Below are 21,879 nucleotides of genomic sequence, written 5' to 3' on the forward strand. Positions count from 1 at the left end.
CGACGCGGCATCAGCGCGCGCGGGCCCGCTTGCGCCGGTTGTCCTTCGGATCCGCCAGCAGGGGCCGCAGCAATTCCACGCGGTCCCCGTCGTTGAGCACCTGGCTGGCCTTGGCCAGCAGCCCATGCACGGCCACGGCCGGGCAGTCCTCGCTGCCCTCGATGGCGGCGGCGGCAATGGCGTCGGCTACGGTGGCGCCTTCAGCCAGTTCCAACGGGCGCGACTCGGCCCGGTCGGGCCAGGCCAACACCACTTCCACCCGCATCACGGCTCAGTCCTGCTCGTCGGCGACGCGGACGAAGTCATTGACCATGCGGTCGGCCAGGCCCTGGAAGCCCAGTGCCAGCGCCGGCCCAAGCAGGCGTGAGTTGGGTTCGAACTCGAGCGTGAGGGTGACCTTGCAGGCATCTTCGGCCAGCGCATGGAATTCCCAGCGGCCGTGCAGGCGCTTGAACGGGCCATCGCGCAGCTGCATGTCGATGTGGTGCGGGCGCTGCAGGGTGTTTTCGGTCATGAACCAGGTTGAAAACGACCCCAACCCCAGGTCCAGCCGCGCCACCAGCCGGTCCGGACCGGATTCCAGGATCTGCGACGCCGAGCACCACCGGAAGCGGTGCGGGTAGGCCTCGATATCATTGACCAGGTCGAACATGCGGGCAGCCGAATGTTCGACCAGGGCACTACGTTTGATGGTTGGCATGCGAAGGCTTGGCTGGCGAATCGACCGCGGGGGCCCGAATCGGAGACAATAGGTAAATGAGCAAGAACAGCGGCAAGGATAAAGCAAAGAACGCGACGGCCAACAAAACCATCGCGCTCAACAAGCGTGCCCGCCACGAATACACCCTCGAGGACCGTTTCGAGGCCGGCCTGGCCCTGCAGGGCTGGGAAGTGAAATCGATCCGCGCCGGGCGCGGCAACATCATCGACGCCTACGCCTACGTCAAAAGCGGCGAGATCTTCCTGATCGGCGCCCAGATCACCCCGTTGATCCAGGCCTCCACCCACGTGGTGGCCAACGACCGCCGCGAGCGCAAGCTGCTGCTCCACCGCAGCGAGATCGACAAGCTGGTCGGCAAGGTCGAACGTGACGGCTACACCATCGTCCCCACGGCGATGTACTGGAGCAAGAACAAGATCAAACTGGAAGTGGCGCTGGCCAAGGGCAAGCAGACCCACGACAAGCGCGACGCCGAAAAGGACCGCGACTGGGCCCGCGAAAAGCAGCGCACCATGCGCCGCCACAACCGCGACGCCTGAGATTCACCCCATCCGTAGAGCCGGGCCCTGCCCGGCTGCCCTACCCGCCCCAACTGTCCGGAGCACCGCGTGACCCAGGAAATCCCCCAGGAGACCGCCCCGAGCGCGGACTCCATCGCCACGCTGCAGGCCGACGTCGCCGCCTACGAGACCATCTTCGGCGAACTGGCCCGCGCCATGGACCCGGCCGCCCTGCTCAAGGTGCTGACCTACACCCTGCGCAACGCCAAGCGCGTGGCCTCGGAGGCCCAAAGCTACGACTCGCTCGAGCACCGCCGCCTGGTCGCCCGGATCGAAGCCCTGATGGCCCGGGCCGAACCCGAAGCCCGCAAGCAGGCCATGACCCAGCGCAACGCGCAGAACCACGACCGCAAGGTCCGGGCCAAGCACCAGGCCGACAGCAAGCGCCAGCGCGAAGGCCGGTAGATCCGACAGGGCCGTGACGTTTTCAGGTGACTGTTCAGCTGAATCGGAGTAGGATCAGTCCCATCAAGTAACGTCTGGGTCGCCAGACGCCTTGCAGTTCTTGAAGAAACCGGGGGTGCATTGGTTTCGACGGGGGTTGTGAAGTCACTTGGTGCATGCCGAGGGGGCAGCTTTCCTCGTTAATCCAGCAGCAAACTTCTAGTTGCCAACGACGACAACTACGCTCCGGTCGCTCTCGCAGCCTAAAAGCTGTTTGAGTTACCTTCTGCCGACTTAGGCGGAGCCCCGAACCCACTTGTGTCCATGCTCGTCGGTGTAGGGTCATTATCATGGAATCGGTCGTGATGGCTGCCTGTCAGTCGCGACCTAACCTAAAGCAGGCTGATCCTGGGGTGCGTTTCGCACACCGTACTGCCACAGGACGACACCAAACGGTGAGCTAAGCATGTAGAACTGGGGATGGAGTGCCTTCGGACGGCGGTTCAATTCCGCCCACCTCCACCAATGCGGGGTCTGAGAAGACCCTGGAAAGCCGAGAGATCCTTTGGGACTCTCGGCTTTTTTATTGCCTTCAGGGCAGCGTGAACTTCCGCGCCATGCGGGTCGGCCACAGCGAGGTGAACTGCGCACCGCCCTCCAGCCGGTAGGCGGCCGACACGCTGTGCAGCACGCCCAGCCGTTCCAGCACATCCTTGGCGCGACGGAAGGTCGGGCGCGGGTCAGCCGTGAACATGAAGAGGTTGATCTCCTTGGCGCTGACGTCATAACCGTCCAGCTTGGCCGCGCTGCCCAGGGCGGTGCCCAGTTCGGCCTCGAGCGTGGCCAGGAACGCTTCGTCGTCCAGCGACTTTCTCCAGAACTTGATGATCAGCTGGTAATCCATGCGGCGGGCCCGGGGTTGGCAATGAGGACTGCCCAGAGTACCCCTGTTCCTGCACCCGGGTATTGCTGTTCGGGAACAGCGAACCTGCCCGGCGACCGGGGCAGTTGAATGCGATGTCCGCCGCGTCTGCCCAGGTTGGCACGTCACTACAACAATTCCGATCCCGACACCGCGGCCCGATGGCGCACGGGTGATGATGGCCTGCCGGGATCCCGCGCCCTGCAACGACTTCGAAGCAGCGCTTGAATGCTTTGGTCAGGTTCGATTGATGTAGTCGATTGCAGCAGCAGAGCCCGTGCGTAGGATCGGCGCCCTTCCGCGCCCCCTGCGCCTGCCGCGACGCCCTGCCTGTGCCCACGATGTCTCCCTCCCCCGTCCTCTCCACTCTTTCAGCTGCGGTGGCATGCGTGCCCGCCATCCCGTCGCCGCCAACGCGCATGCCCAGCCCGGGCCAGGTGCACAACCGCACGGTGATGGGATCAGTGATCACGCTGCCGCTGCGTGGAGTACCCCACACGCAGCTGCGCGCGCTCGCCGACCGCCTGGCTGCGGCACCGATCGACACCACGCTGTTGCAGGCGCTGATCGAGGGGGGGTTACCGGGCACGCCACTTGGGGATGGCATCGCCGACTGGCTTGCAGGGCGCTGCGTGCTGCCAGTGTGCGCGAAAGAAGAAACACTGGCATGGCGATGCGTGCTGCTGCATGCGCTTCGACTGCCAGCTGCCCACTGGGAGGTTGAATGCATCACCGAACGGCAGCGGCTGACGGCGGCCACCGCCGCTGCAGACCCGTTTCTGCAGCGACTGCGCGATGCGCTATACCGCCCGATGCACGTCACACCCGTACAGTGGCAGGCACTGCTGCTTGAACGTCGCCAGCAGGACGGGAAGGCAGACGCGCGCGCGGTGGCGCTGGATGTTCAGAAGGACCGTCTCGGCGGAAAGAATGACAACCTCCGCTGGGCCTGGGCCCTTGCCCAGCTTCAAGCGGTGGCACCGGAAGCATCGCCGCGAACGCTGCAGCGGGCACTACGGCATGTGCGCCAGCAGCGCGATGCCGGTCTGGTCGAGCCGCGCGCCGGCCTGCCCCAGGTGTTCGACACGCTGGATGCGTCCTCGATCAAGGCGATTTACGCGCGCCTGGCGGCGCTTCATGGGGGTGCAACCGATGAAGGCTACGCATCGTCCGCAGGTGTCACACCCCACGCGCTGGCCCTGGAGCTGCTGGCGGTATCCCATCAATCCAGCCTCGACTGCCAGGCACAGGTAATGCCGCTGGGCCGCTATGACGGCGTCGCCCGCGCGTTGGTCAGCCTGTTGAGCGTGCCGTTGCAGTTGCCGCAGATGCTGGGCACCGGCTTCGGCGTGGCGTATGCCGGTGCGGTGGGTGCGCGCCTGCTGGGTCACACCGCACGGGCAGCGGATGCGGTTGTCGATGCCGCGCGGACGCTGGACCTCGATGGCGCTTGGATGCTTCCGTTGCAGACCGTTGCCTGTACACCGGCAGCTGGCGCCGCCACGCCTGCATCGAACAGCGATGCGCTGCTCGGTCGGCAGCGCCCCGGCACCGCGCTCGCGCAACCGGGCCAGTGCTGGGAAGAACGGCGCACCGTGCCCGGCCTGTTGCGCGCGCAGGCGGCGGCGATGGGTGCGCTGCTGGCACGCCAAGAACAACCTGCTGCAACTTCACAGCGGACGCCGATGCAGGCGATGGTACCCACTGCAGAGGCGCGCGCTGTGCATCATCCCGCTGTGCTGCCACTGGCACTGTCCGGTGCACTCACCGACATGGGCGTGCCGGCGTTCGTCCCGACTGGCACGCCGTCGCTGCTCGGCAGCGCAGCCGCCCAAGCCATGGTGCCGATGCAAGGTGAGCTGCCACTGGCGGTACTGGTCCCGCTGATGGACCGCATTCCGCCGCGCGACTGGTGGGGGGCGCTGGACTGGCAGGTCCCGCGCACTCCCGCTGGGCTGCATACCGCCGTGACCGATGCGTTCGCTGCTGCCGGACTCGACCTGCAGCAGCGCACGCCGCCGCCGGCGGCGTTGGCAGCCTTCTTCGATACCGCTCCCGCGCGCGCATGGTATGCCGCGCTGCAGGATTTCGCGCTGCTGCCCGAAGGCGCCAAGCGCACGCTTGCAGGCGGCGACAGTGCTGCCGCCCGCGCCTATGCCTTTACCCGCATGCTGGACGTGCTGACCCACGGCCCGCACGAGGACGCTGATGCTGCCGCGCTGCATCGGCTGGCCCGCATCGGCAGCGCTGCCGTCGGCCATCTGCAGGCGCAGGAGGATGTCCCGCTGGCTGCAGCGCACGCGTATTTCGATGCGCTGGCCTGGCAGACCGATACCGTCGCCGGACGCCTGGCGCTGCCGATGACCGCGCCTAAGCTGGACGCCCACCATCGTCGCATGCGCCAAGCGTACGGCATGCCGGTCCCGCATCCTGGGGACCCGGCACAGACCCGGCGCTGGCTGGTCGAGGCAGAGCCCGCGTTGCTGGATGCCGCCGGCTTCGAGGTGCTGGATGCCGCCGACGCGCTGCTGGCCGACCTGTTGGTCAGCCTGCGCGGCACGGTCGATCCGTTGCGGTTCGGCGAAGGCTGGGAGTGGCGCGGCAGTGCCCCCGCGGTTGCCGACTGGCGTGATCATCTGGAACGCCGCGCGGCGATGGCGGGCACGCACTGGGCGACCGAACTGGGCGCGCTGTTCCATCACATTGCCGCCTCGTTGGCGCGCTACGACGACCTGGAACCGGCGCTGCAGTCGGTCATCGATCCGCGCCGCAGCGATCTGCGCGTGCTGACCCGTGAGCTGATCGCACCGGTGGTGCAGCTGTATGCCGGACTGGACATGCCGATGGATCGTGCCGATCCCTGGTACCCGGTGGCGTACAGCACCTGCGCGGCGTTCTTTGCGTGGGTGGGCGACACCCGTTCGTCGCCGGCACTGGACCTGCTCGAACGCATGGATCTGGGCGGCAACCCAGTGCCGCTGCGCCGGCTGCTGCCGCCGACCAGCATCGGCCGGCCGCTGCCTGGTGCGGTGATCCGCCATCTACTGGGCAGCGAGCGCTACCCGGCCACGGCAGCGGAGCAGGAGCGCGCCCTGCTGCGGCTCATGCGCGGCGATGAAAGCCGCGAGCTGATCGCCTCGACGCTGGGCATTGCCAGGGAAGCGGTCACGCCGGAGCTTGCACACGGCTTCTTCCGCACCCTGGCGGTGTTGCCCGGTGGTGAAACGCTGGGCGGCTGGCGAACGGCATTCGAGCGCGGTTCGACCTGGCACCTGTCACCCGCCGAATGGCTGACGCTGCAACCGGCCAGTGCGCTGGCCGCGTTATGGCGCGCCCCGGACGGCTACGACAACCGGCGCGGCCTGGTGAACGTGGTGAACCGCGCAAGCGCCTCGCGCGTGCAGACGCGCCAGGCGCAGGGTGTGCCGGAATTGTGGACGCGGATCATGGAGGGACCCGCCGCGCTCGATGACTGGTGCGGCAGCGACGACGCGCGCCACACGGTCTGGCGGCATCTGCTGCGCCCGCTGCCGGGCGGCACCGCGCCGTCGCGACTGGACCATGCCGCACCGCTGACGGCCGCCACCTGTACCGCGCTGCTGTCGGCCTCGGCACAGGCCCAGCTCGCAGTGCCTGCGGAACCGGGCGGATGGGACGAGCGCACGACTGCCGACGACGGCGCACCGGTATTGTCGTTGGCGATCGCGCTGCGTGCACGATACCCGGCATTGACCACCGATGAGGCCATCGCCTTCAGTACCGCGCTGCTGCCGCCAGATACCCGAGCAGCGAGCGGGCCGACCGCACCCCTGCGGTTCCCGCTGCTTGCTACGCGCCACGATCTTCCCGCACCCGTCGATGCCATCGAGCGGGCGCTGCCGGAGTACGCACTGCGCGAAACGCCAACGCCCGCACCGGCCAGGTCCGGCCTCGACCCGGACCGCCTGCCCGAACTGGATACCCTGCTCGACCGTTTCGGGCTTTCGGTGTTGCACCCACGCAATGAGCGCGACAGCGATGCGGCGCCGTTGGCGGCCGTGGACGCGTGGGCGCTGATGAGCCGCACCCGCCAGTTCGCCGAGTTCTGCCGGCCGCTGCTGGCCGAGGCCGGCTGGCACGGCGGCAGCGCGGGAGAGACAGCGTCGCCGCGTGGCGCGCAGTCGCTGCTGGCAAGGTTGATGCTGGAACGCTATGTGGGCCTTGACCGGATCGACGTCCTGCGTGATCGATTCGCCTCGCCCAGTGTGGTCGATGCGCGCTTTACCGAACTCACCCGCGAGCTGCGCGATGCGGTGCTGCAGACCAACCCCGGCGCATCGCCGGCGGCTCTGGAGATCGTGTACTGGATGCTCGCCAGCGAGCTGGAGCAGCCTGCGCTGCTGGTCAGCGGCATTCCGGAGTGGCTGGGCTACGCAGGCTCCCCGCTCAGCGTGTCGCTGCTGCATGCCGCGACGTTCGTGAATGCCATGCAGCCCGGTGCCTGCGGCCGGCTCGACTTCGACACGCTCACCGCCCTGCCCGCGCAGCTGGCGAAGCCCGTGGATGCCGCAGGCGAGCACGATGCACTGCATGAGGCGTGGGCACGCACGCTGGTGCCGGCGGCGGTGGCCTATGCGAGCGCGCACGGCGTGATTCCCCCCAACACCCGGCTCGATGCGGTAAGTGGGCAGCAGATCAGCGACGCACTCGACTTCCTGCAGGCGCAGCAGGGCCAGCACGCGTTGCACGTGGAGCAGCTGGGCAGCCCCGCACCGCGACGCATGGACGTTGCGGCACAAACGCTGCGCGAAGCCGGCGTGCCGCCAGCGCTGTGGTCGCAGCGCCCGGCGGATATCGGCGAGGACTACCTGACGCAGCATGGCATCGTGCCGTCGCGCCTGGTGGCATTCGAATCGCATCTCTACGCGTTGGGCAAACCCTCGGCCGCGGGCGGTGATCCGCCCGACGATCCGCAGCAACGAATCCTGGTCACCAACGATGATTCGCTGCAGGCACTGCTGGTGGCGGATGCCTATCTGTCCACCTCCGGACCCACCACCGCAGACCGCTACGCTGCCGAATTCGATACCTACCAGCGGCGAGTGGAGTCCGGCCTGGCCGGCCTGATCACCACGGCACTGGAGGGCCTGCCGGCGGAGGACCGCCAGCTGCTGCAGGAGGCGACGTGCAGCACGCTGCGGGTCAGCTGCGATGGCCGCCAGGCCGACCAGGGCCTGCTGTTGCGCTGCGATCCGGCCGGTAGCGATGACGCACCGGTGTATTACGAAATCGTGCCGCAGGCCGGCATGGCACGCCGGGCATGGGCGGACCCGGTGCTCGGGCAGCTGATCGATTTTGAAGGACTGATCAGCGGCGCGGTGCGGCGCACCCGCGATGGCAACGGCCTCAACCCTCTGCCGGGTCTGTCGCTGGTGTCCTCCGGCGTGGCCATCCGCGGCAGCGATGCGCAGAAGCTGGCCGGCATCGCCAAACTGGCCGCCACGCATCTGTGGCAGCCGGTGCTGGACCGCGTCCGCAGCGAGGAGCTGGCCCACCTGACCGGGCTGGAACAACGGCGGAAGCGCGAGCTGCATGTACTGAACGAGCTGGCCGAATTCGCCGTGCCAGGGTACGGCTGCGCCGAGCAGCTGCAGGCCGGTGACCTGTCATTGGGCACGCTCGCCAAGTGTGCGATGGACGCACCCGTGCTGGAGGTGGGCAGGTTCGTCGCCTGCACCGTGCGCATCGCGGAAGCGGCCGGCGAGCGCACCATCCAGTCGATTGCCGCCGAGGCCGGCAGCGCGCTGGTGACGCTGGGCAAGGACGTCGCGCGCAAGGGCGGCCTGGGCACGATCGAAACAGTTGGCAAGGGCGCGCTGTGGGCAGGCAGCCATGCCTGGAACAGTGCGCTGGCGGGCGCAGGTTGGCTGCGCCGGGCGCTGCGCAGCGGCACCGCGCTGGACGGATCAGCGCTGGCCGTGGAGCGCGCTGTTTCGCAGGGCGCTGCGCCGGCAGGCGCGGTGCAGGCCCTGAAGACCCGAACGCCATCGCTGGCCGAGGCCCGGCTGGCCGACGGCAGCGTGGCGCTGGTTGTCGCGCAGCGCACGTTTTGGCACCGCTTCGACCTGATCACAGGTCACGCCTATGGGCCGCCACTGGAGGAATTCACCTTCGAAGACGAGCTGCCGTCCACGATTCCGGCACGCCGCACGGAACAGGGCCTGCAGGTATCGGTGGGCGATACGCCCGTGCAGTTCCTCGCACACGGGGATGACGAGTGGGACGTGCTGCTGCAAGGCCAACGCTACCGCCTCAACACCGATGGCGACGCACTGGAAGCCCTGCCTGCCAACGCGCGGCCCACCGGGCCCGGTCACTGGCAGCCGCTGCCGGCCAGCTGCCGCCCGCGGCGTTCGCTGGAGATGCTGCCGTGTGCGCGGCAGTCGCGACTGCGCTTCGTCCCGGATGCGGCCAGCGACCTGGACGTCGGCACCCTTCCACCGGAGCGCATGGACGCCCTTGCCGCTGCCACCCGCGAGTTCACCCTGGACCTGGGCCACGTCTCCCCCGACACCGGTGAAACGCTGCGCCTGATGGTGCACAAGGGCGACATCTGCGCGTGGACCCCGTCGGCGAAGGGCGCACCGCCGACGTTGCCCCCGCTGCCGGCGGCGCTGCGCGATGCGCTCGGCCTGCCCGCCAGCGTGAGCTATCCCGACACGCTGCGCGGCACGCTGGGGGATGCGCCGGACTTCGGCCTGGGTGCGTCGGTGCATGCGGCAGATCTGACGCGCCTGCGGCAGGCGCTGCCGGTGGTCGACCTCGGCGCACTGGTTCCCGGTATCGCGGATGCGCGCCGCCTGCGCGCGATCCGGGTGGAAACACCCTTCCTGCGCGGGTTGTGCATCGAGCCCGATGATGGGGTGTTCTACCAGGCCGCGCTGCCGGATACCCTCGAGGCCGGCGCCGAAGTGCAGTTCACCCGCCTGCAGGACGAGCGCGACGCGGCAGCCATCCATGCCTACCTGCGCACCTCAGAAGGCTACCGGATGAACCTGCTGCGCCCGTACCTGGAACAGGACCGGGAAAACATCGCGCGCCTGGCGTACAGCTTCATCCGCCCCGGCCTGAGCGAGGACCAGCTGGCGCAGTTTCCCAGCTACGACGCGTACGTCGACTACTTCGCCGCGCGCGGGCGCCCGGATGTGCTCAAGCGCTACGCTGACCGTGTGTTGACCGGCGAGCGCGAACAGCTCGGCTTCGTCCAGATCGCGCGTCGCCGCATCCCGGACTGGAAGGCGATGGGCAGCGCCACGGAAGAAGAACGCGGCCAGGTTGCCGACGTCCTCAATGCGCTGCTGCCGGCGACAGGTGGCAAGGGCACCTGGCAGCCTGTGGACGCGGCCGCGCTGGCCCTGCCGGATACCGGCCGGTTGATCCAGGCGCACCTGAAGGGCGCCAACCTGGCGTTCGCCGAGATCATCGACGATGACGGCAAACGGACCATCGAGTACGCGCTCTCCGGTGGAAAGCGGGGGCGCAACGTTCAATTGCGGCAAGACGCATCGCTGGGTGACGGCACCCGCTTCGTCGATGCCCGCAAAGCGATGCAGGGCGTAGCACCCTTGAAGACGATCACCAGCCTGCCGGTGGTACGCAACCTCGACAATCTCGAAGGGCGCCCGTTCAGCCGCAAGCTGGATTCCGAGGCGCTGATCGCCAGCGCCATGGAGGACCACCTGCGCGCGATCTCGTTCAAGCTATGGACGCTGCAGGACACCTGCCGCACATGCGGCGGGGTGGTGATGCAACAGCTCCGCAACCGGTTCCCGGACGCCGAACCCTTCTCGGTGCGCTACATGGTGGACTACGGAGCCCCCGCGCGCGTGCCCGACCCACTGCCGCCCGCTGCGGAGCGGCTGGAGCCCGACGCAGGGCTGGTCACCTATTTCGACCAGTGGCGTCAGGACGCTGGCATGAGCTAGCGCCATGGGCCATGCTGGTACCGGCGGCGCCGCGTCCTGCGGCGTCGCGCCCTGCCCCGCGCCCGAGGCCTGCATGGATTTCCTCAAGCTGCTGCGTTCGCTCGAAGAGTTCCTGTACGAGCTCTGCACCTGGTTCCTGTTCTTCCCGCGCACGCTGTACCGGGTGGTGATGCATCCGCGGCGGATGGCGCAGTACGTGAACACCGAACTGACCCAGAAGCTGGAGCGCCAGTTCGACGATGCGATCAGCCCGCCGATGTTCCTGATGCTGGCGGTGCTGGTCGCGCACGGGGTGGAGCTGCTGATGCACCAGACCGTGGCCGGCACCAGCGAGCTGTCGCGCACGGTGATGGGCAACGAGGAAAGCCTGCTGCTGTACCGCTCCATCACCTTCGCGATCTGGCCGCTGATCGCCACCGTGCACCTGCTGCGCCGCAAGCGCGTGCCGATGACCCGCGAATCGCTGCGCCGCCCGTTCTTCATGCAGTGCTACCTGACCGCGCCGTTCGCGGTGGCGCTGTCCACCAGCATGGTGTTCGTGCGCCTGCCCGGCGAGCTCTCCACCACGCTCGGGATCGCCACCGGCGTGATCTCGGCCGGCTGGTACCTGGTGGTCCAGGCCGGCTGGCTGAAGGTCGCCCTGCAGCGCTCCTGGCTGAACTCGGTACTGTCGGCGCTGTGGGTGTTCGCGCTGGGGACGGCGATCAACATGACGGTCGGGATCGTGCTGCTGGGCAGCTGAGCCGCTGCCCGCCGCTGCCGCCAACGTCCGCATAGTCGGGCCCGGTCATTCCATGGCACCCTCTGCAAACGATTTCACGGAATGGAGGGATTCCCATGCTGTCTGCTTTTCGTCGTCCGGCCCTGCTGGCCCTGATCGCGCTGGCGTTGCCGCTCGGCTCCGCCCTGGCCAAGGCGCCCGAGCCGCTGCGGGTGATGTCATTCAATGTCCGCACCCCGGTGGACACCGAGCCGAACAAGCGCTGGGAGGACCGTCGCGATGCGATGGTGGCCCTGCTGCGCGAGCAGCACCCGGTGGTGTTCGGCACCCAGGAGCTCAAGACCAACCAGGCCGACTACCTGGTGCAGCACCTGCCCGGCTACCGGTGGTTCGGCGAGCCGCGTGGGCCCGGCGACAATGAGGAGCACATGGGCGTGTTCTACGACAGCGCCGCATTGAAGGTGGTCGAATCGGGCAATTTCTGGCTGTCCGATACACCGGAGGTGGCCGGCAGCATCACCTGGGGCAACCTGATGCCGCGCATGGTGACCTGGGCGCTGTTCGAACGTGCCGCCGACGGCAAGCGCTTCTACCTGTACAACACCCACCTGCCCTACCGCGATGAAGACGAGCCGCGCCGCGTACTGGGCGCCAAGCTGATCACCCAGCGCCTGGCCGCACTGCCGAAGGACATTCCGGTGGTGGTCACCGGCGATTTCAACAGCGAACCGGGCAGCACCACGTATGCGGCGTTCACCGCCTCGCTGGGCGATGCCCGCAAGCTGGCACGCAAGGTCGAAGGCCCGCGCCTGACCTTCCAGAATTTCAGCGATACGCCCACCGCCGAGATCGACTGGATCCTGGTGCGCGGCTTCGGGGTGAACCGATTCGCCACGCTGGACCAGAAACCGGGCGGCGTGGTGCCGTCGGACCACTACCCGGTCCTGGCGGAACTGGTGTTCCCGGCCGCGTCCACGCCTTGACCGGTAACGCGTGACGCTCAACGGAGCACAAGCGGTTCCCGGAAACCCAACGGCAGTCGATCGGGATGCGACGCTACCCCCGGCGCAGGCCCTCGAGCGCTTTGCACAGGGCCTGATGCTGTTCGCGGGCCTGGCAGATCCGGGCGCTGATGGCCAGGAATACGCCGACGCCCACTACGCCGATGCCGAGCAGGCTGTCGGGCAAGCGCGCGAAGCCAAGGCTCACGGTGAGGGCGGCGACAACCAGCAACACAATCACGCCTGGGGACAGTCCAGAGGACGCCGATGCCTGTTCTTCCTTTCCCGCACGTGGCGGCTTCCAGCAATTCCGTTGCATTACACATATCCCCGGGCAGGGACTGTTTTTAGCACCGGGTCGCTCCTACCCGGCAGAGGCAAAGCCGTCAGCGCGGGGTTCTCCGGTACGCCATTGCGGCGAACCATTACAAAAGGTGCAGGGGGCGACTGTTGCCGCCCCCCGCGTTCCTTCACCGCATCGTGCCGGCCACCGCCGGCGGGGTTGCATCCTGCTGCTGGCCCCAACCGCCAAGCGCCTTGTACACACCGACCACGCTGACGTTCACCGTCGACTCGGCCGCCGCCAACGCGTCATCAGCCGCCAGCTGGGTGCGCTGTGCATCCAGCAGGGTCAGGAAATCTTCCGACCCTTCACGGTAGCGGATCTGCGCCAGCTGTTCGGCACGCCGGGCGGCCTGCGCCTGCTCGGCGACGATGGCCAGGCGGGCCTGCTGCTTGGCATAGCGGGTCAACGCGTTTTCGGTGTCTTCCAGCGCCAGCAGCACCGCCTTCTCATACTCGGCCGCCGCGCCATCGGCCTGGGCCTTGCTGGCCCGCAGGCGCGCCTTCACGGTACCGAAATCAAACGCGGCCCAGCTGATCGACGGGGTCACCGACCACGCCTTGTTGTTGCCGTTGACCAGCCCGCTGGCATCGCCGGACAGGAAGCCGACAAACCCGCTCAGGCTGATCCGCGGGAACAGATCGGCGGTGGCCACGCCAACCCGCGCCGTGGCGGCGGCCAGGCGACGCTCGGCCACGCGCACGTCGGCACGCTGGCGCAGCAGGTCGGTGGTATCGCCGAGCGGCAACGCCTTGGCATACGGCGCGGCATCACGCGGTTCCAGCAGCGTGTCCAACGCGTCCGGGCGCTGCCCCAGCAGCACCGCCAGGCGGTGCCGCGACTGCACTTCGGCCACTTCCAGCAGCGGAATGTCGGCCTCGATCGCCTTCAACCGCGCCCGGCTGCTCTGCACGTCCAGTTCGCTGCCCGCCCCCAGGTCCCACCGGGTTTCGGTGAGCTTCTGGGTGTCGCGCAGGTTCACCAGCGTGCGCTTGGCTACTTCGATGCGCTTCTGGGTGCCGCGCAGTTCGAAGTAGTTGCGCGCCACTTCGGCGGCCACCGTGACCTGGGCGTCGGCCAGGTTGTCCTGCTCGGCGCCCAGGTCCGCACGCGCCGCTTCGGCGGCACGGCGCTGGCGACCGAACAGATCCAGCTCCCAGCCGGCGTCAAAACCAAGCTGGTAGGTCTCGCTGAAGACACGCTCGCCACCGGCGGTCAGGTCCGGCTGCTTGCGGCGGTCGTAGCTGCCGCCGCTGGTCACGTGTGGCAGCTGGTCCAGGCGCTGCTCGACGAACACCGCACGGGCTTCACGCACGCGCGCCATCGCAATGCGCAGGTCCAGGTTGTCGCCCAGTGCGTCGTGCACCAGTTGTTCCAGCACCGGGTCATCGAACTGCGCCCACCAGCTGGCCACCGGCGAGGTGGTGCTGAACACCGGCGCGGCGGCGCCCTGCAGGACCACCGGCTGCGCCGGTGGTGCCTGGTAGTTGGGGCCGACGCTGACGCAGCCGGCCAGCAGCGCGCTGGCAACGGCGGCGGTCAACACACGGATCACCATGGCAGCACCTCGCCCAGGTAGGTGAAGCTGCCGTTGGGGCCGTCGGCGCCGATAAGCGCCATGCCCACGCTGGAGCGCGCGCCATCGGCGATCTCGATCTCGCCTTCGCCCCGGTTCATGTCGGTTTTCACGTAGCCCGGGTGCACGGTGTTGACCTTGGTGGTGCCCTCGCGCAACTCATAGGCCAGCTGCACGGTCCAGGCGTTCACCGCGCTCTTGGACGCGTTGTAGGCCGGCACCGCGAAACCGTAGATCGGCGAACCCGGCTGGCTGTGCAGGGTCAGCGAGCCCAGGATGCTGGACACGTTGACGATACGCCCGGCCGGCGATGCCTTGATCAGCGGCAGGAACGCCTGGGTGACCGCAATCACAGCGAACACGTTGGTGTCGAAGGTCTGCCGCCAGGTGTCCAGGGTCTGCGCCGACGGCGCCAGCGCGGGGTCGTCGAGCAGGATGCCGGCGTTGTTGACCAGGATGTCCAGCCGGCCATGGCGGTCGGTGACCTCCTGTACGGCGGCGGCGATGCTGGCGGCATCACCGACGTCCAGCTGGATCGCCTCCACCGGCAGGCCTTCGGCCTGCAGCTTCAGCGCTTCGGCCACGGCGGTGTCGCGCTTGCGGCCGGCCAGCAGCGTGTGCACGCCGGCCTGGGCCAGCTGGCGGACGGTTTCCAGGCCGATGCCACGGGTGGCACCGGTGACCAGGGCGATCTTGGAAGTAGCGGTATTCATGGGTGATTCCTCGTAGGGGTCGGGATCAGTGATGCAGGGTGGATTCGCCATGGGTGACCAGCTTGCCGCCGCCATTGCGGCTGACGAACTTGCGCAGCGCCACGTAGAACACCGGGGTCAAGAACAGGCCGAACAGGGTCACACCGAGCATGCCGGCGAACACGGTGATACCGGTCACCGAGCGCACCTCCGCACCGGCGCCGTGCGACACCACCAGCGGGATGGTGCCGGCGATGAACGCGATGGAGGTCATCACGATCGGACGCAGACGCAGGCGGCACGCTTCCAGCGCGGCTTCCACGATCCCCTTGCCGCCCATTTCCAGCTCGCGGGCGAATTCGACGATCAGGATCGCGTTCTTGCACGCCAGGCCCATCAGCACCACCAGGCCCACCTGCACGAACACGTTGTTGTCACCGCCGGTCAACCATACGCCGAACAGGGCCGACAGCAGCGTCATCGGCACGATCAGGATCACCGCCAGCGGCAGCGACCAGCTCTCGTACAGGGCGGCCAGCACCAGGAACGCCAGCAGGATCGCCACCGGGAACACGATGAAGGCGGCCTTGCCCTGGGTGGCCTGCTGGTAGCTCAGGTCGGTCCATTCGGTGGTCATGCCCACCGGCAGCACCTTGGCGGCGATTTCGGTCAGGTTGTTCATCGCTTCGGCCGACGACAGCAGGCGCGGGTCGGCTTCGCCGGCCAGGTCCGCGGCCGGGTAGCCGTTGAAGCGCAGCACCGGGTCGGGGCCGTAGGTTTCCTTGACGGTCACCATCGAACCGATCGGCACCATCTCGCCACGGTCGTTGCGGGTACGCAGCTTGCCGATGTCTTCCACGCTGTTGCGGAACTGGCCGTCGGCCTGGGCGATCACCTGCCAGGTACGACCGAACTCGTTGAAGTCGTTGACGTAGGACGAACCCAGGTAGGTCTGCAGGGTGTCGAACAGCTCGGTGAGCTGCACGCCCTGCGCCTTGGCCTTGACCCGGTCCACTTCGGCATCCAGCTGCGGCACGTTGGCCTGGTAGCTGGTGATCGGGAAGGCCATGCCCGGGGTCTGCGCCACCGCACCCTGCATCTGGCTCACCGCCGTCTGCAATGCACCGTAGCCCAGGTTGCCGCGGTCTTCGATGAACATCTGGTAGCCGTTGCCGTTGCCCAGGCCCAGGATCGGCGGCGGCATCATCGCGAAGGCGAAGCCTTCCTGCAGCCCGGCGATCTTCTGGTTGATCTCGGCGTTGATCTCGGCAGCAGTCCGACCGTGGCGCTCGTTGAACGGCTTGAGCGGAATGAACGCCACGCCGGTGTTGGGCGTGTTGGTGAACTGCAGCGCGTTCAGGCCCGGGAACGAAATGGTGTGCGCCACGCCTTCGGTTTCCTGGGCGATCCTGGCCACCTTGCGCAGCATTTCATCGGTACGGGCAATGGACGAACCTTCCGGCAGTTTCACGCCGGCGATCAGGTACAGCTTGTCCTGGGTCGGGATGAAGCCCGGCGGCACCACCTTGAAGATGAAACCGGTGGCGACCAGCAGCACCGCATACACCACGAACACCGCGCCACGACGACCGAGGATCTTCGACACGCCGCGCTCGTACTTCTCCGAGCTGGACTTGAAGAAGCGGTTGAACGGACGGAATACCCAGCCGAACAGGCGGTCGATGATGCGGGTCGGCGCATCCTTGGCCGCATCGTGCGGCTTGAGCAGGCGCGCGGCCAGGGCCGGCGACAGGGTCAGCGAGTTGATCGCCGAGATCACCGTGGAGATGGCGATGGTGACGGCGAACTGCTTGTAGAACTGGCCGGTCACACCGGACAGGAATGCCATCGGCACGAACACCGCACACAGCACCAGCGCGATCGCGACGATCGGGCCGGACACTTCCTTCATGGCCTGGTGCGCCGCGGCAAGCGGGGTCAGGCCTTCTTCGATGTTGCGTTCGACGTTTTCCACCACCACGATCGCGTCATCGACCACGATGCCGATCGCCAGCACCAGCCCGAACAGGCTCAGCGTGTTGATCGAGAAGCCCAGCACGTACAGCGCGGCAAACGTACCCACGATGGACACCGGCACGGCGATCAGCGGAATGATCGAGGCGCGCCAGGTCTGCAGGAACAGGATCACCACCAGCACCACCAGCGCGATGGCCTCCAGCAGCGTGGAGACCACCGCCTTGATCGAGTCGCGCACGAAGATGGTGGTGTCGTACACCGCTTCGTACTTGACGTCGTCCGGGAAGGTCTTCTGCATCTCGTCCATCGTGCCGATCACCGCATCGCGGATCTCCAGCGCGTTGGCACCCGGGGCCTGGAAGATACCGATGCCCACCGCGTTCTTGCCATCCAGCTGCGAGCGCAGGGTGTAATCGCCGGCACCCAGTTCGACCCGGGCCACGTCGGACAGCCGCACCACTTCACCGTCGGTACCGGCCTTGAGCACGATGTCACCGAACTCCTGCTCGCTGCGCAGGCGGCCCTGGGCATTGATCAGGGTCAGGAACTGGCTGTTGGGCATCGGCTCGGCGCCGAGCTGGCCGGCCGAGACCTGCACGTTCTGCTCGCGCATGGCGCGCACCACGTCGCTGGCGGTCAGGCCGCGCGCGGCCACCTTGTCCGGGTCCAGCCAGGCACGCATGGCGTAGTCGCCGCCACCGAAGATCTGCGCGTCGCCCACGCCCTGGATACGCGCGAGCGCGTCCTTGACGTGCAGGCGGGCGTAGTTGCGCAGGTACAGGGTGTCGTACTTGCCCTTCGGCGAGGTCAGGTGCACCACCATCAGGAAGGTGGGCGACTGCTTCTGGGTGGTCACACCCTGCCGCCGCACATCTTCCGGCAGGCGTGCCTGGGCCTGGGCCACGCGGTTCTGCACCTTCACCGCCGCATCGTCCGGGTCGGTGCCCGGGCGGAAGGTGACGGTCATCTGCAGCACGCCGTCCGAACCGGCCACCGACTTGAGGTACATCATGCCCTCAACGCCGTTGATCGCCTCTTCCAGCGGGGTGGCCACGGTTTCGGCGATCACCTTCGGGTTCGCACCCGGGTACACGGTGCGCACCACCACCGACGGCGGCACCACTTCGGGGTACTCGCCGATCGGCAGCATGGGTATGGAGATCAGGCCGGCGGCGAAGATCACGATCGACAGCACCGCCGCGAAAATCGGCCTGTCGATGAAGAAACGGGAAAAGTCCATTAGGGGATTCCTGGGTTTTCACCAACGCCGGCGTGCAGCACCCCTGCCGCTGTCGAAGACGACAGCGGGAGCGGTGCCCCACGGGGCGTTGAAAGACACGGTAGAGCCGACCGTTGGTCGGCTGCTCTTCAATTCAATGCAACAGGCGCAGCCGCCGCAGCCGGCTGCATCGCAACCGCCTTGGCCTGCACCGGCATTCCCGGCATGAACACCTTCTGCACGCCATCGATGATCACCCGGTCGCCGGCCGCCAGCCCCTGCTGCACGATACGCAGGCCTTCGGCGGTGCGGCCCAGCTGGATGTCGCGGCGCTGCGCCTTGCCTTCCTTGTCGACCACGTACACGTACTTGCGGTCCTGGTCGGTGAGCACGGCCTTGTCGTCGATCAGCATGGCCTGGAACTCGCCGCTGCCGAGCAGCTGCACGCGGGCGAACAGCCCCGGGGTGAAGGCGCGGTCGGCGTTGTCCAGCAGCGCACGCACGCGGATGGTGCCGGTGCTCCGGGTGACCTGGTTGTCCAGGAAGTCGACCTTGCCTGCATGCGGGAAGCCCTCTTCACCGGACAGGCCCACCTTCACCGGCAGCTCGCTGTCGCGCTCGCTCGGGCGCTCGCCCTTGCGTGCCATCTGCGCGTACCGCAGGAAGGTGCCCTCGTCGGCGTCGAAGTACACGAACACGGTGTCCAGCGAGACCAGCGTGGTCAGCACGCTCGCGCTGTCGCCCGCGGTGACCAGGTTGCCGGCGGTGACCATCGCGCGGCCGGCGCGGCCGTTGATGGGGGCGCGCACCTTGGTGAATTCCAGGTTCAGTGCCGCCGCATCCAACGCGGCCTGCGCGGCCTGCACGTTGGCACCGGCCTGGTCGGCGGCGGCGCGGCGCTGCTCCCAGGATTCGGTGGAGATGGCCTGCTGGTCGGACAGTTTCTTGGCGCGCTCGGACTCGCTGCGGGCCAGGGTGGACTGGGTGCGGGCGCGGGTGAGTTCGGCACGGGCGCGGTCGTACTCGGCCTGGTAGCTGCGCGCGTCGATGGTGAAAAGCACATCGCCCTTCTTCACTTCGTCGCCTTCGACGTAGTTGACCTTGTCGATGTAGCCGGACACGCGCGGGCGCAGTTCGACGCTCTGCACCGCCTCGACGCGGCCGCTGAAGTCGTCCCACTGGCTGACCGGCTTGACCAGCACCGGCGCGGCGCTGACCTGCGGCGGCGGCGGGCCGGCGGTTTCGGCCTGGCTGCCGCTGCACGCGGTCAGCACCGCGGCGGCCAGGATCGACACGCCGGCCATGGCCAGCCGTCGGGAGAAGCGATGCGGAGTGGAATTGGAGGAAGTCATGAAAGGCATCCGTACGTAGGGGTGGTCAAAGAAAAACAAAAATCACGTGGTACTGCCGGGGGCGGTAGCCTGGGACCTGAACCTAGGTAAAGGTCAAGCGACACCGGCGATGTCGCGCCAGGCGGGAGGTCGGTCCAGTTGCAGCAGTCCACGCGGAAGTTCCGCATCGCGGGTGTCGCAGCGCACGATGGCGCGGTTGTCGACGCAGTTGTCGAGCAGGGAAACCACGCGACGGCCGACCAGCAGCGCGCTCGGCCATTCGATGCACGCGTTGGCGGCGTTGCTCGGCGTGCACACCGGGTTGCACACTTCCAGCATCTGCGCGCGCACGCCCAGGGCCTGCGCTTCCTGGTGCAGCACCTGCGCGTACATGCGCGTGGCGGCGCCGGTGATGGAGCTTTCGCCATAGCCGGCCCACGGCTTGAAGCCGGCCGGGCTGCCGACCAGCACATAGCGGCGCGGGTGGCCTTCACTCTGCAGCAGCGGCAGCAGGCGGCGGCCGGCGTGCACGTGCGGCATCACGTCGGCCTGCAGCGCCTGCAGCAGCGCATCGCCGCTGCGGTCGATGACCCGCCCGCGGTTGTAGGGGCCGCCCATTGCATCGATGACCGCAGCAAGCGTGCGCGGCCGCTGCGCGATGCGTTCGGCCAGGGCCAGCGCCGAGCCATCGTCGGCGAGCGAGCCCAACAGCGTTTCCAGCCCCGGCTCGTCGGCAAACTGCTCGCGCAGCGCTGCAAGCCGGCCCGGGTCGCGGCCAACCACCAGGACCGGGCTGCCGGCCTCCAGCAGCGCAGCCACGATGCCCTGCCCGACGCTGCCGGTGCCACCAAGCACCAGCACTTCGGGGGCCAGTGTCCCGTTCATGGGACTTTAACTCCCGTCGCCGGGATAATCCCAATTCGGCCCAGTCGGCCGCCGCTGCGGGCACCCAGGCGCAGACTGCCGCCGCGCTGCAGGTTGGCGGGCGGGGTGAACTCGCGGAAAGCCTTGCCGGAGAAGGCCGAGGGGCGCTTTTCAACGGTCAGGGCCAGGTCCAGCGAGGGCGTGCGGCCGCCGATGACGCGGCCTAGAATGTTCTGCAACCACATGGTTGGCGTCCTCCAATTCGGGAATGGCGCCAGATTAGTCCTCGAACTCCCCCTTGATTAGTCCGAATTAAGGGGAATAATCGTCCCGTACCCGGCACAATCTTTCGGGCACCCTACCCATCCCCCGATATGGACTCCGTCATGGCCCACGATCTCAACGACACGCTGATCTTCGTCAAGGTGGTCGAGCAAGGCAGTTTCATTGCCGCTGCCAACGCGCTCGGCCTGCCCAAGACCACCGTCAGCCGCAAAGTGCAGGAACTGGAAACGCGCCTGGGCGCACGCCTGCTGCACCGGACCACGCGCCGGCTGGGCCTGACCGAGGCCGGCTCGGTGTACCACGAACATTGCCAGCGCATCGCGCGCGAGCTGGAAGAGGCCGAAGGCGCGGTCAACCAGCTGCAGTCCGGCCCACGCGGCTGGCTGCGATTCACCGTGCCCTATTCGATCGGCATCACCTGGATCGCACCGCTCCTGGGGCAGTTCCACGCCCAGTACCCGGAGATCCAGCTGGACATGCACCTGGGCAACGAAAAGCTCGACCTCATCGCGGGTGAAGCGGACCTGGCGCTGCGCGTGGGCGCCCTGCCCGATTCGAACCTGGTGGCGCGCAAGCTGGGCAGCCTGCGCACGCAGGTGTTCGCCAGCCCCGCCTACATCGAACGCTACGGCGAGCCGCTGCACCCGGACGAACTGCAGTTCCACCGCATCCTGGCGATGCGCAAGGCCCGCAACCTCAACAACAACCGGTTCTTCTGGCAGCTGGGCGAGAACGGCGGCGACCTGCGCGATTTCCCGGTCAATCCGCTGCTGGTGGCCAACGATCCGTCGGCGCTGAATGGCGCGCTGGTCTGCGGTGAGGGGCTGCTGCTCACCGGCGATGTGATGGCCAAGCCGTTCATCGAATCGGGCATGGTGCGCCGTGTGCTGGCGGGCTGGACCGGCCCGGAAGTGGACTTCAACGCCGTGTTCGCCGGCGGTCGGCTGGTGTCGCCGAAGGTTCGCGCGTTCGTGGATTTCCTGGTGGAAAAGCTGAACTTCGACGCCAACTACATGCTGGCCCAGTGCCCGGCGGCGAAGCTGGCCAAGCAGCAGCAGAAGGAAGCCGAAGCGGAGCTGCAGGAGACCGGGAAGCGGATCCTGGAAACGGTGACCGCCTGATCGTCGCGGTAGTGCGGCAGGCGGAGCCGGAAGGTAGAGCCGACGGGTAGAGCCGACTTGTAGAGCCGACGGGTAGAGCCGACTGTTAGTCGGCTACGCGCGAAGCGCGTCTTCCTGCATGCCGACGATGCACGGACGATGCGGCCGACTAACAGTCGGCTCTACAGAAAATGCCGCCCGTTGGGGCGGCATTTTTGC

16 protein-coding genes and 1 other RNA gene are annotated in these 21,879 nt (G+C 67.7%); 7 read left to right on the plus strand and 10 right to left on the minus strand.

Going from position 1 to position 21,879, the window contains the following annotated elements:
* Positions 1-10: 10 nt before the first annotated feature.
* Both QE395_RS10805 and QE395_RS10810 read right to left on the minus strand, forming a co-directional pair.
* Entirely contained in the window at positions 11-265 is a 255-nt protein-coding gene (locus tag QE395_RS10805) for an RnfH family protein (protein WP_306989028.1), read from the minus strand.
* Positions 266-271: 6 nt separating this feature from the next.
* The gene (locus tag QE395_RS10810) at positions 272-700 is read right to left on the minus strand and encodes a type II toxin-antitoxin system RatA family toxin (RefSeq protein WP_068851136.1); all 429 of its coding nucleotides are present in this window, start codon (positions 698-700) and stop codon (positions 272-274) included.
* A 56-nt stretch (positions 701-756) separates the two neighbouring features.
* On the opposite strand from QE395_RS10810, the gene smpB reads away from it, so the two are divergent.
* The 3 genes from smpB (at position 757) to ssrA (ending at position 2,190) form a co-directional block, all read left to right on the plus strand.
* Positions 757-1,260: an SsrA-binding protein SmpB gene (smpB, locus tag QE395_RS10815; RefSeq protein WP_068851133.1), complete on the plus strand. Its 504-nt coding sequence runs from the start codon at positions 757-759 to the stop codon at positions 1,258-1,260.
* 69 nt (positions 1,261-1,329) lie between these two features.
* Complete coding sequence (locus tag QE395_RS10820; protein ID WP_210132311.1) at positions 1,330-1,686, plus strand: hypothetical protein; 357 nt, start codon at positions 1,330-1,332, stop codon at positions 1,684-1,686.
* A 111-nt stretch (positions 1,687-1,797) separates the two neighbouring features.
* Positions 1,798-2,190, plus strand: a transfer-messenger RNA (tmRNA) gene (ssrA, locus tag QE395_RS10825).
* A 67-nt stretch (positions 2,191-2,257) separates the two neighbouring features.
* Here ssrA and QE395_RS10830 read toward each other — a convergent pair.
* Entirely contained in the window at positions 2,258-2,569 is a 312-nt protein-coding gene (locus QE395_RS10830; RefSeq protein ID WP_093534217.1) for a hypothetical protein, read from the minus strand.
* A gap of 407 nt (positions 2,570-2,976) precedes the next feature.
* Here QE395_RS10830 and QE395_RS10835 point away from each other — a divergent pair, with 407 nt between their 5' ends.
* From QE395_RS10835 to QE395_RS10845, 3 genes are all read left to right on the plus strand, one after another.
* Positions 2,977-10,551 (plus strand): deaminase domain-containing protein, encoded by a 7,575-nt coding sequence (locus QE395_RS10835; RefSeq protein ID WP_306989032.1) that lies wholly within the window; start codon positions 2,977-2,979, stop codon positions 10,549-10,551.
* Positions 10,552-10,624: 73 nt separating this feature from the next.
* Positions 10,625-11,293, plus strand: a complete 669-nt coding sequence (locus tag QE395_RS10840; protein ID WP_068854630.1) for a hypothetical protein — start codon at positions 10,625-10,627, stop codon at positions 11,291-11,293.
* A 95-nt stretch (positions 11,294-11,388) separates the two neighbouring features.
* Entirely contained in the window at positions 11,389-12,255 is an 867-nt protein-coding gene (locus tag QE395_RS10845) for an endonuclease/exonuclease/phosphatase family protein (protein ID WP_093534211.1), read from the plus strand.
* Between the two features lie 73 nt (positions 12,256-12,328).
* Here the strand turns inward: QE395_RS10845 and QE395_RS10850 are convergent, their stop codons facing one another.
* The 7 genes from QE395_RS10850 to QE395_RS10880 form a co-directional block, all read right to left on the minus strand.
* Complete coding sequence (locus QE395_RS10850) at positions 12,329-12,514, minus strand: hypothetical protein (RefSeq protein WP_306298147.1); 186 nt, start codon at positions 12,512-12,514, stop codon at positions 12,329-12,331.
* Positions 12,515-12,743: 229 nt separating this feature from the next.
* Positions 12,744-14,174, minus strand: a complete 1,431-nt coding sequence (locus QE395_RS10855) for an efflux transporter outer membrane subunit (protein ID WP_068851111.1) — start codon at positions 14,172-14,174, stop codon at positions 12,744-12,746.
* Positions 14,168-14,905 carry an SDR family oxidoreductase gene (locus QE395_RS10860; RefSeq protein WP_068851108.1) on the minus strand — a complete coding sequence of 246 codons (738 nt, stop codon included), beginning with the start codon at positions 14,903-14,905 and terminating at the stop codon, positions 14,168-14,170. Before QE395_RS10860 ends, QE395_RS10855 begins: the two co-directional genes overlap by 7 nt.
* A 25-nt stretch (positions 14,906-14,930) precedes the next feature.
* Positions 14,931-18,101: a multidrug efflux RND transporter permease subunit gene (locus QE395_RS10865; RefSeq protein ID WP_306989036.1), complete on the minus strand. Its 3,171-nt coding sequence runs from the start codon at positions 18,099-18,101 to the stop codon at positions 14,931-14,933.
* Between the two features lie 128 nt (positions 18,102-18,229).
* Positions 18,230-19,432 (minus strand): efflux RND transporter periplasmic adaptor subunit, encoded by a 1,203-nt coding sequence (locus QE395_RS10870; RefSeq protein ID WP_249834083.1) that lies wholly within the window; start codon positions 19,430-19,432, stop codon positions 18,230-18,232.
* Positions 19,433-19,525: 93 nt separating this feature from the next.
* Positions 19,526-20,296: an SDR family NAD(P)-dependent oxidoreductase gene (locus QE395_RS10875; RefSeq protein ID WP_184124008.1), complete on the minus strand. Its 771-nt coding sequence runs from the start codon at positions 20,294-20,296 to the stop codon at positions 19,526-19,528.
* The gene (locus QE395_RS10880; RefSeq protein WP_068851096.1) at positions 20,293-20,520 is read right to left on the minus strand and encodes a hypothetical protein; all 228 of its coding nucleotides are present in this window, start codon (positions 20,518-20,520) and stop codon (positions 20,293-20,295) included. The genes QE395_RS10875 and QE395_RS10880 overlap by 4 nt, the downstream gene beginning before the upstream one ends.
* 141 nt (positions 20,521-20,661) lie before the next feature.
* Between QE395_RS10880 and QE395_RS10885 the strand changes: the two genes are divergently transcribed.
* Positions 20,662-21,681, plus strand: coding sequence for a LysR family transcriptional regulator (locus tag QE395_RS10885; RefSeq protein WP_068854629.1), 1,020 nt, complete (start codon positions 20,662-20,664; stop codon positions 21,679-21,681).
* Positions 21,682-21,879: the final 198 nt, after the last annotated feature.

It is taken from the genome of Stenotrophomonas sp. SORGH_AS_0282 (assembly GCF_030818125.1).
GTDB classification, from domain to species: domain Bacteria; phylum Pseudomonadota; class Gammaproteobacteria; order Xanthomonadales; family Xanthomonadaceae; genus Stenotrophomonas; species Stenotrophomonas rhizophila_A.

What these genes read in the sequence shown, in the direction of transcription:
- QE395_RS10805 (WP_306989028.1), bottom strand. Translation starts at nt 265, where the DNA reads ATGCGGGTGGAAGTGGTGTTGGCCTGGCCCGACCGGGCCGAGTCGCGC.
- QE395_RS10810 (WP_068851136.1), bottom strand. Translation starts at nt 700, where the DNA reads ATGCCAACCATCAAACGTAGTGCCCTGGTCGAACATTCGGCTGCCCGC.
- smpB (WP_068851133.1), top strand. Translation starts at nt 757, where the DNA reads ATGAGCAAGAACAGCGGCAAGGATAAAGCAAAGAACGCGACGGCCAAC.
- QE395_RS10830 (WP_093534217.1), bottom strand. Translation starts at nt 2,569, where the DNA reads ATGGATTACCAGCTGATCATCAAGTTCTGGAGAAAGTCGCTGGACGAC.
- QE395_RS10840 (WP_068854630.1), top strand. Translation starts at nt 10,625, where the DNA reads ATGGATTTCCTCAAGCTGCTGCGTTCGCTCGAAGAGTTCCTGTACGAG.
- QE395_RS10845 (WP_093534211.1), top strand. Translation starts at nt 11,389, where the DNA reads ATGCTGTCTGCTTTTCGTCGTCCGGCCCTGCTGGCCCTGATCGCGCTG.
- QE395_RS10855 (WP_068851111.1), bottom strand. Translation starts at nt 14,174, where the DNA reads ATGGTGATCCGTGTGTTGACCGCCGCCGTTGCCAGCGCGCTGCTGGCC.
- QE395_RS10860 (WP_068851108.1), bottom strand. Translation starts at nt 14,905, where the DNA reads ATGAATACCGCTACTTCCAAGATCGCCCTGGTCACCGGTGCCACCCGT.
- QE395_RS10865 (WP_306989036.1), bottom strand. Translation starts at nt 18,101, where the DNA reads ATGGACTTTTCCCGTTTCTTCATCGACAGGCCGATTTTCGCGGCGGTG.
- QE395_RS10870 (WP_249834083.1), bottom strand. Translation starts at nt 19,432, where the DNA reads ATGACTTCCTCCAATTCCACTCCGCATCGCTTCTCCCGACGGCTGGCC.
- QE395_RS10875 (WP_184124008.1), bottom strand. Translation starts at nt 20,296, where the DNA reads ATGAACGGGACACTGGCCCCCGAAGTGCTGGTGCTTGGTGGCACCGGC.
- QE395_RS10880 (WP_068851096.1), bottom strand. Translation starts at nt 20,520, where the DNA reads ATGTGGTTGCAGAACATTCTAGGCCGCGTCATCGGCGGCCGCACGCCC.
- QE395_RS10885 (WP_068854629.1), top strand. Translation starts at nt 20,662, where the DNA reads ATGGCCCACGATCTCAACGACACGCTGATCTTCGTCAAGGTGGTCGAG.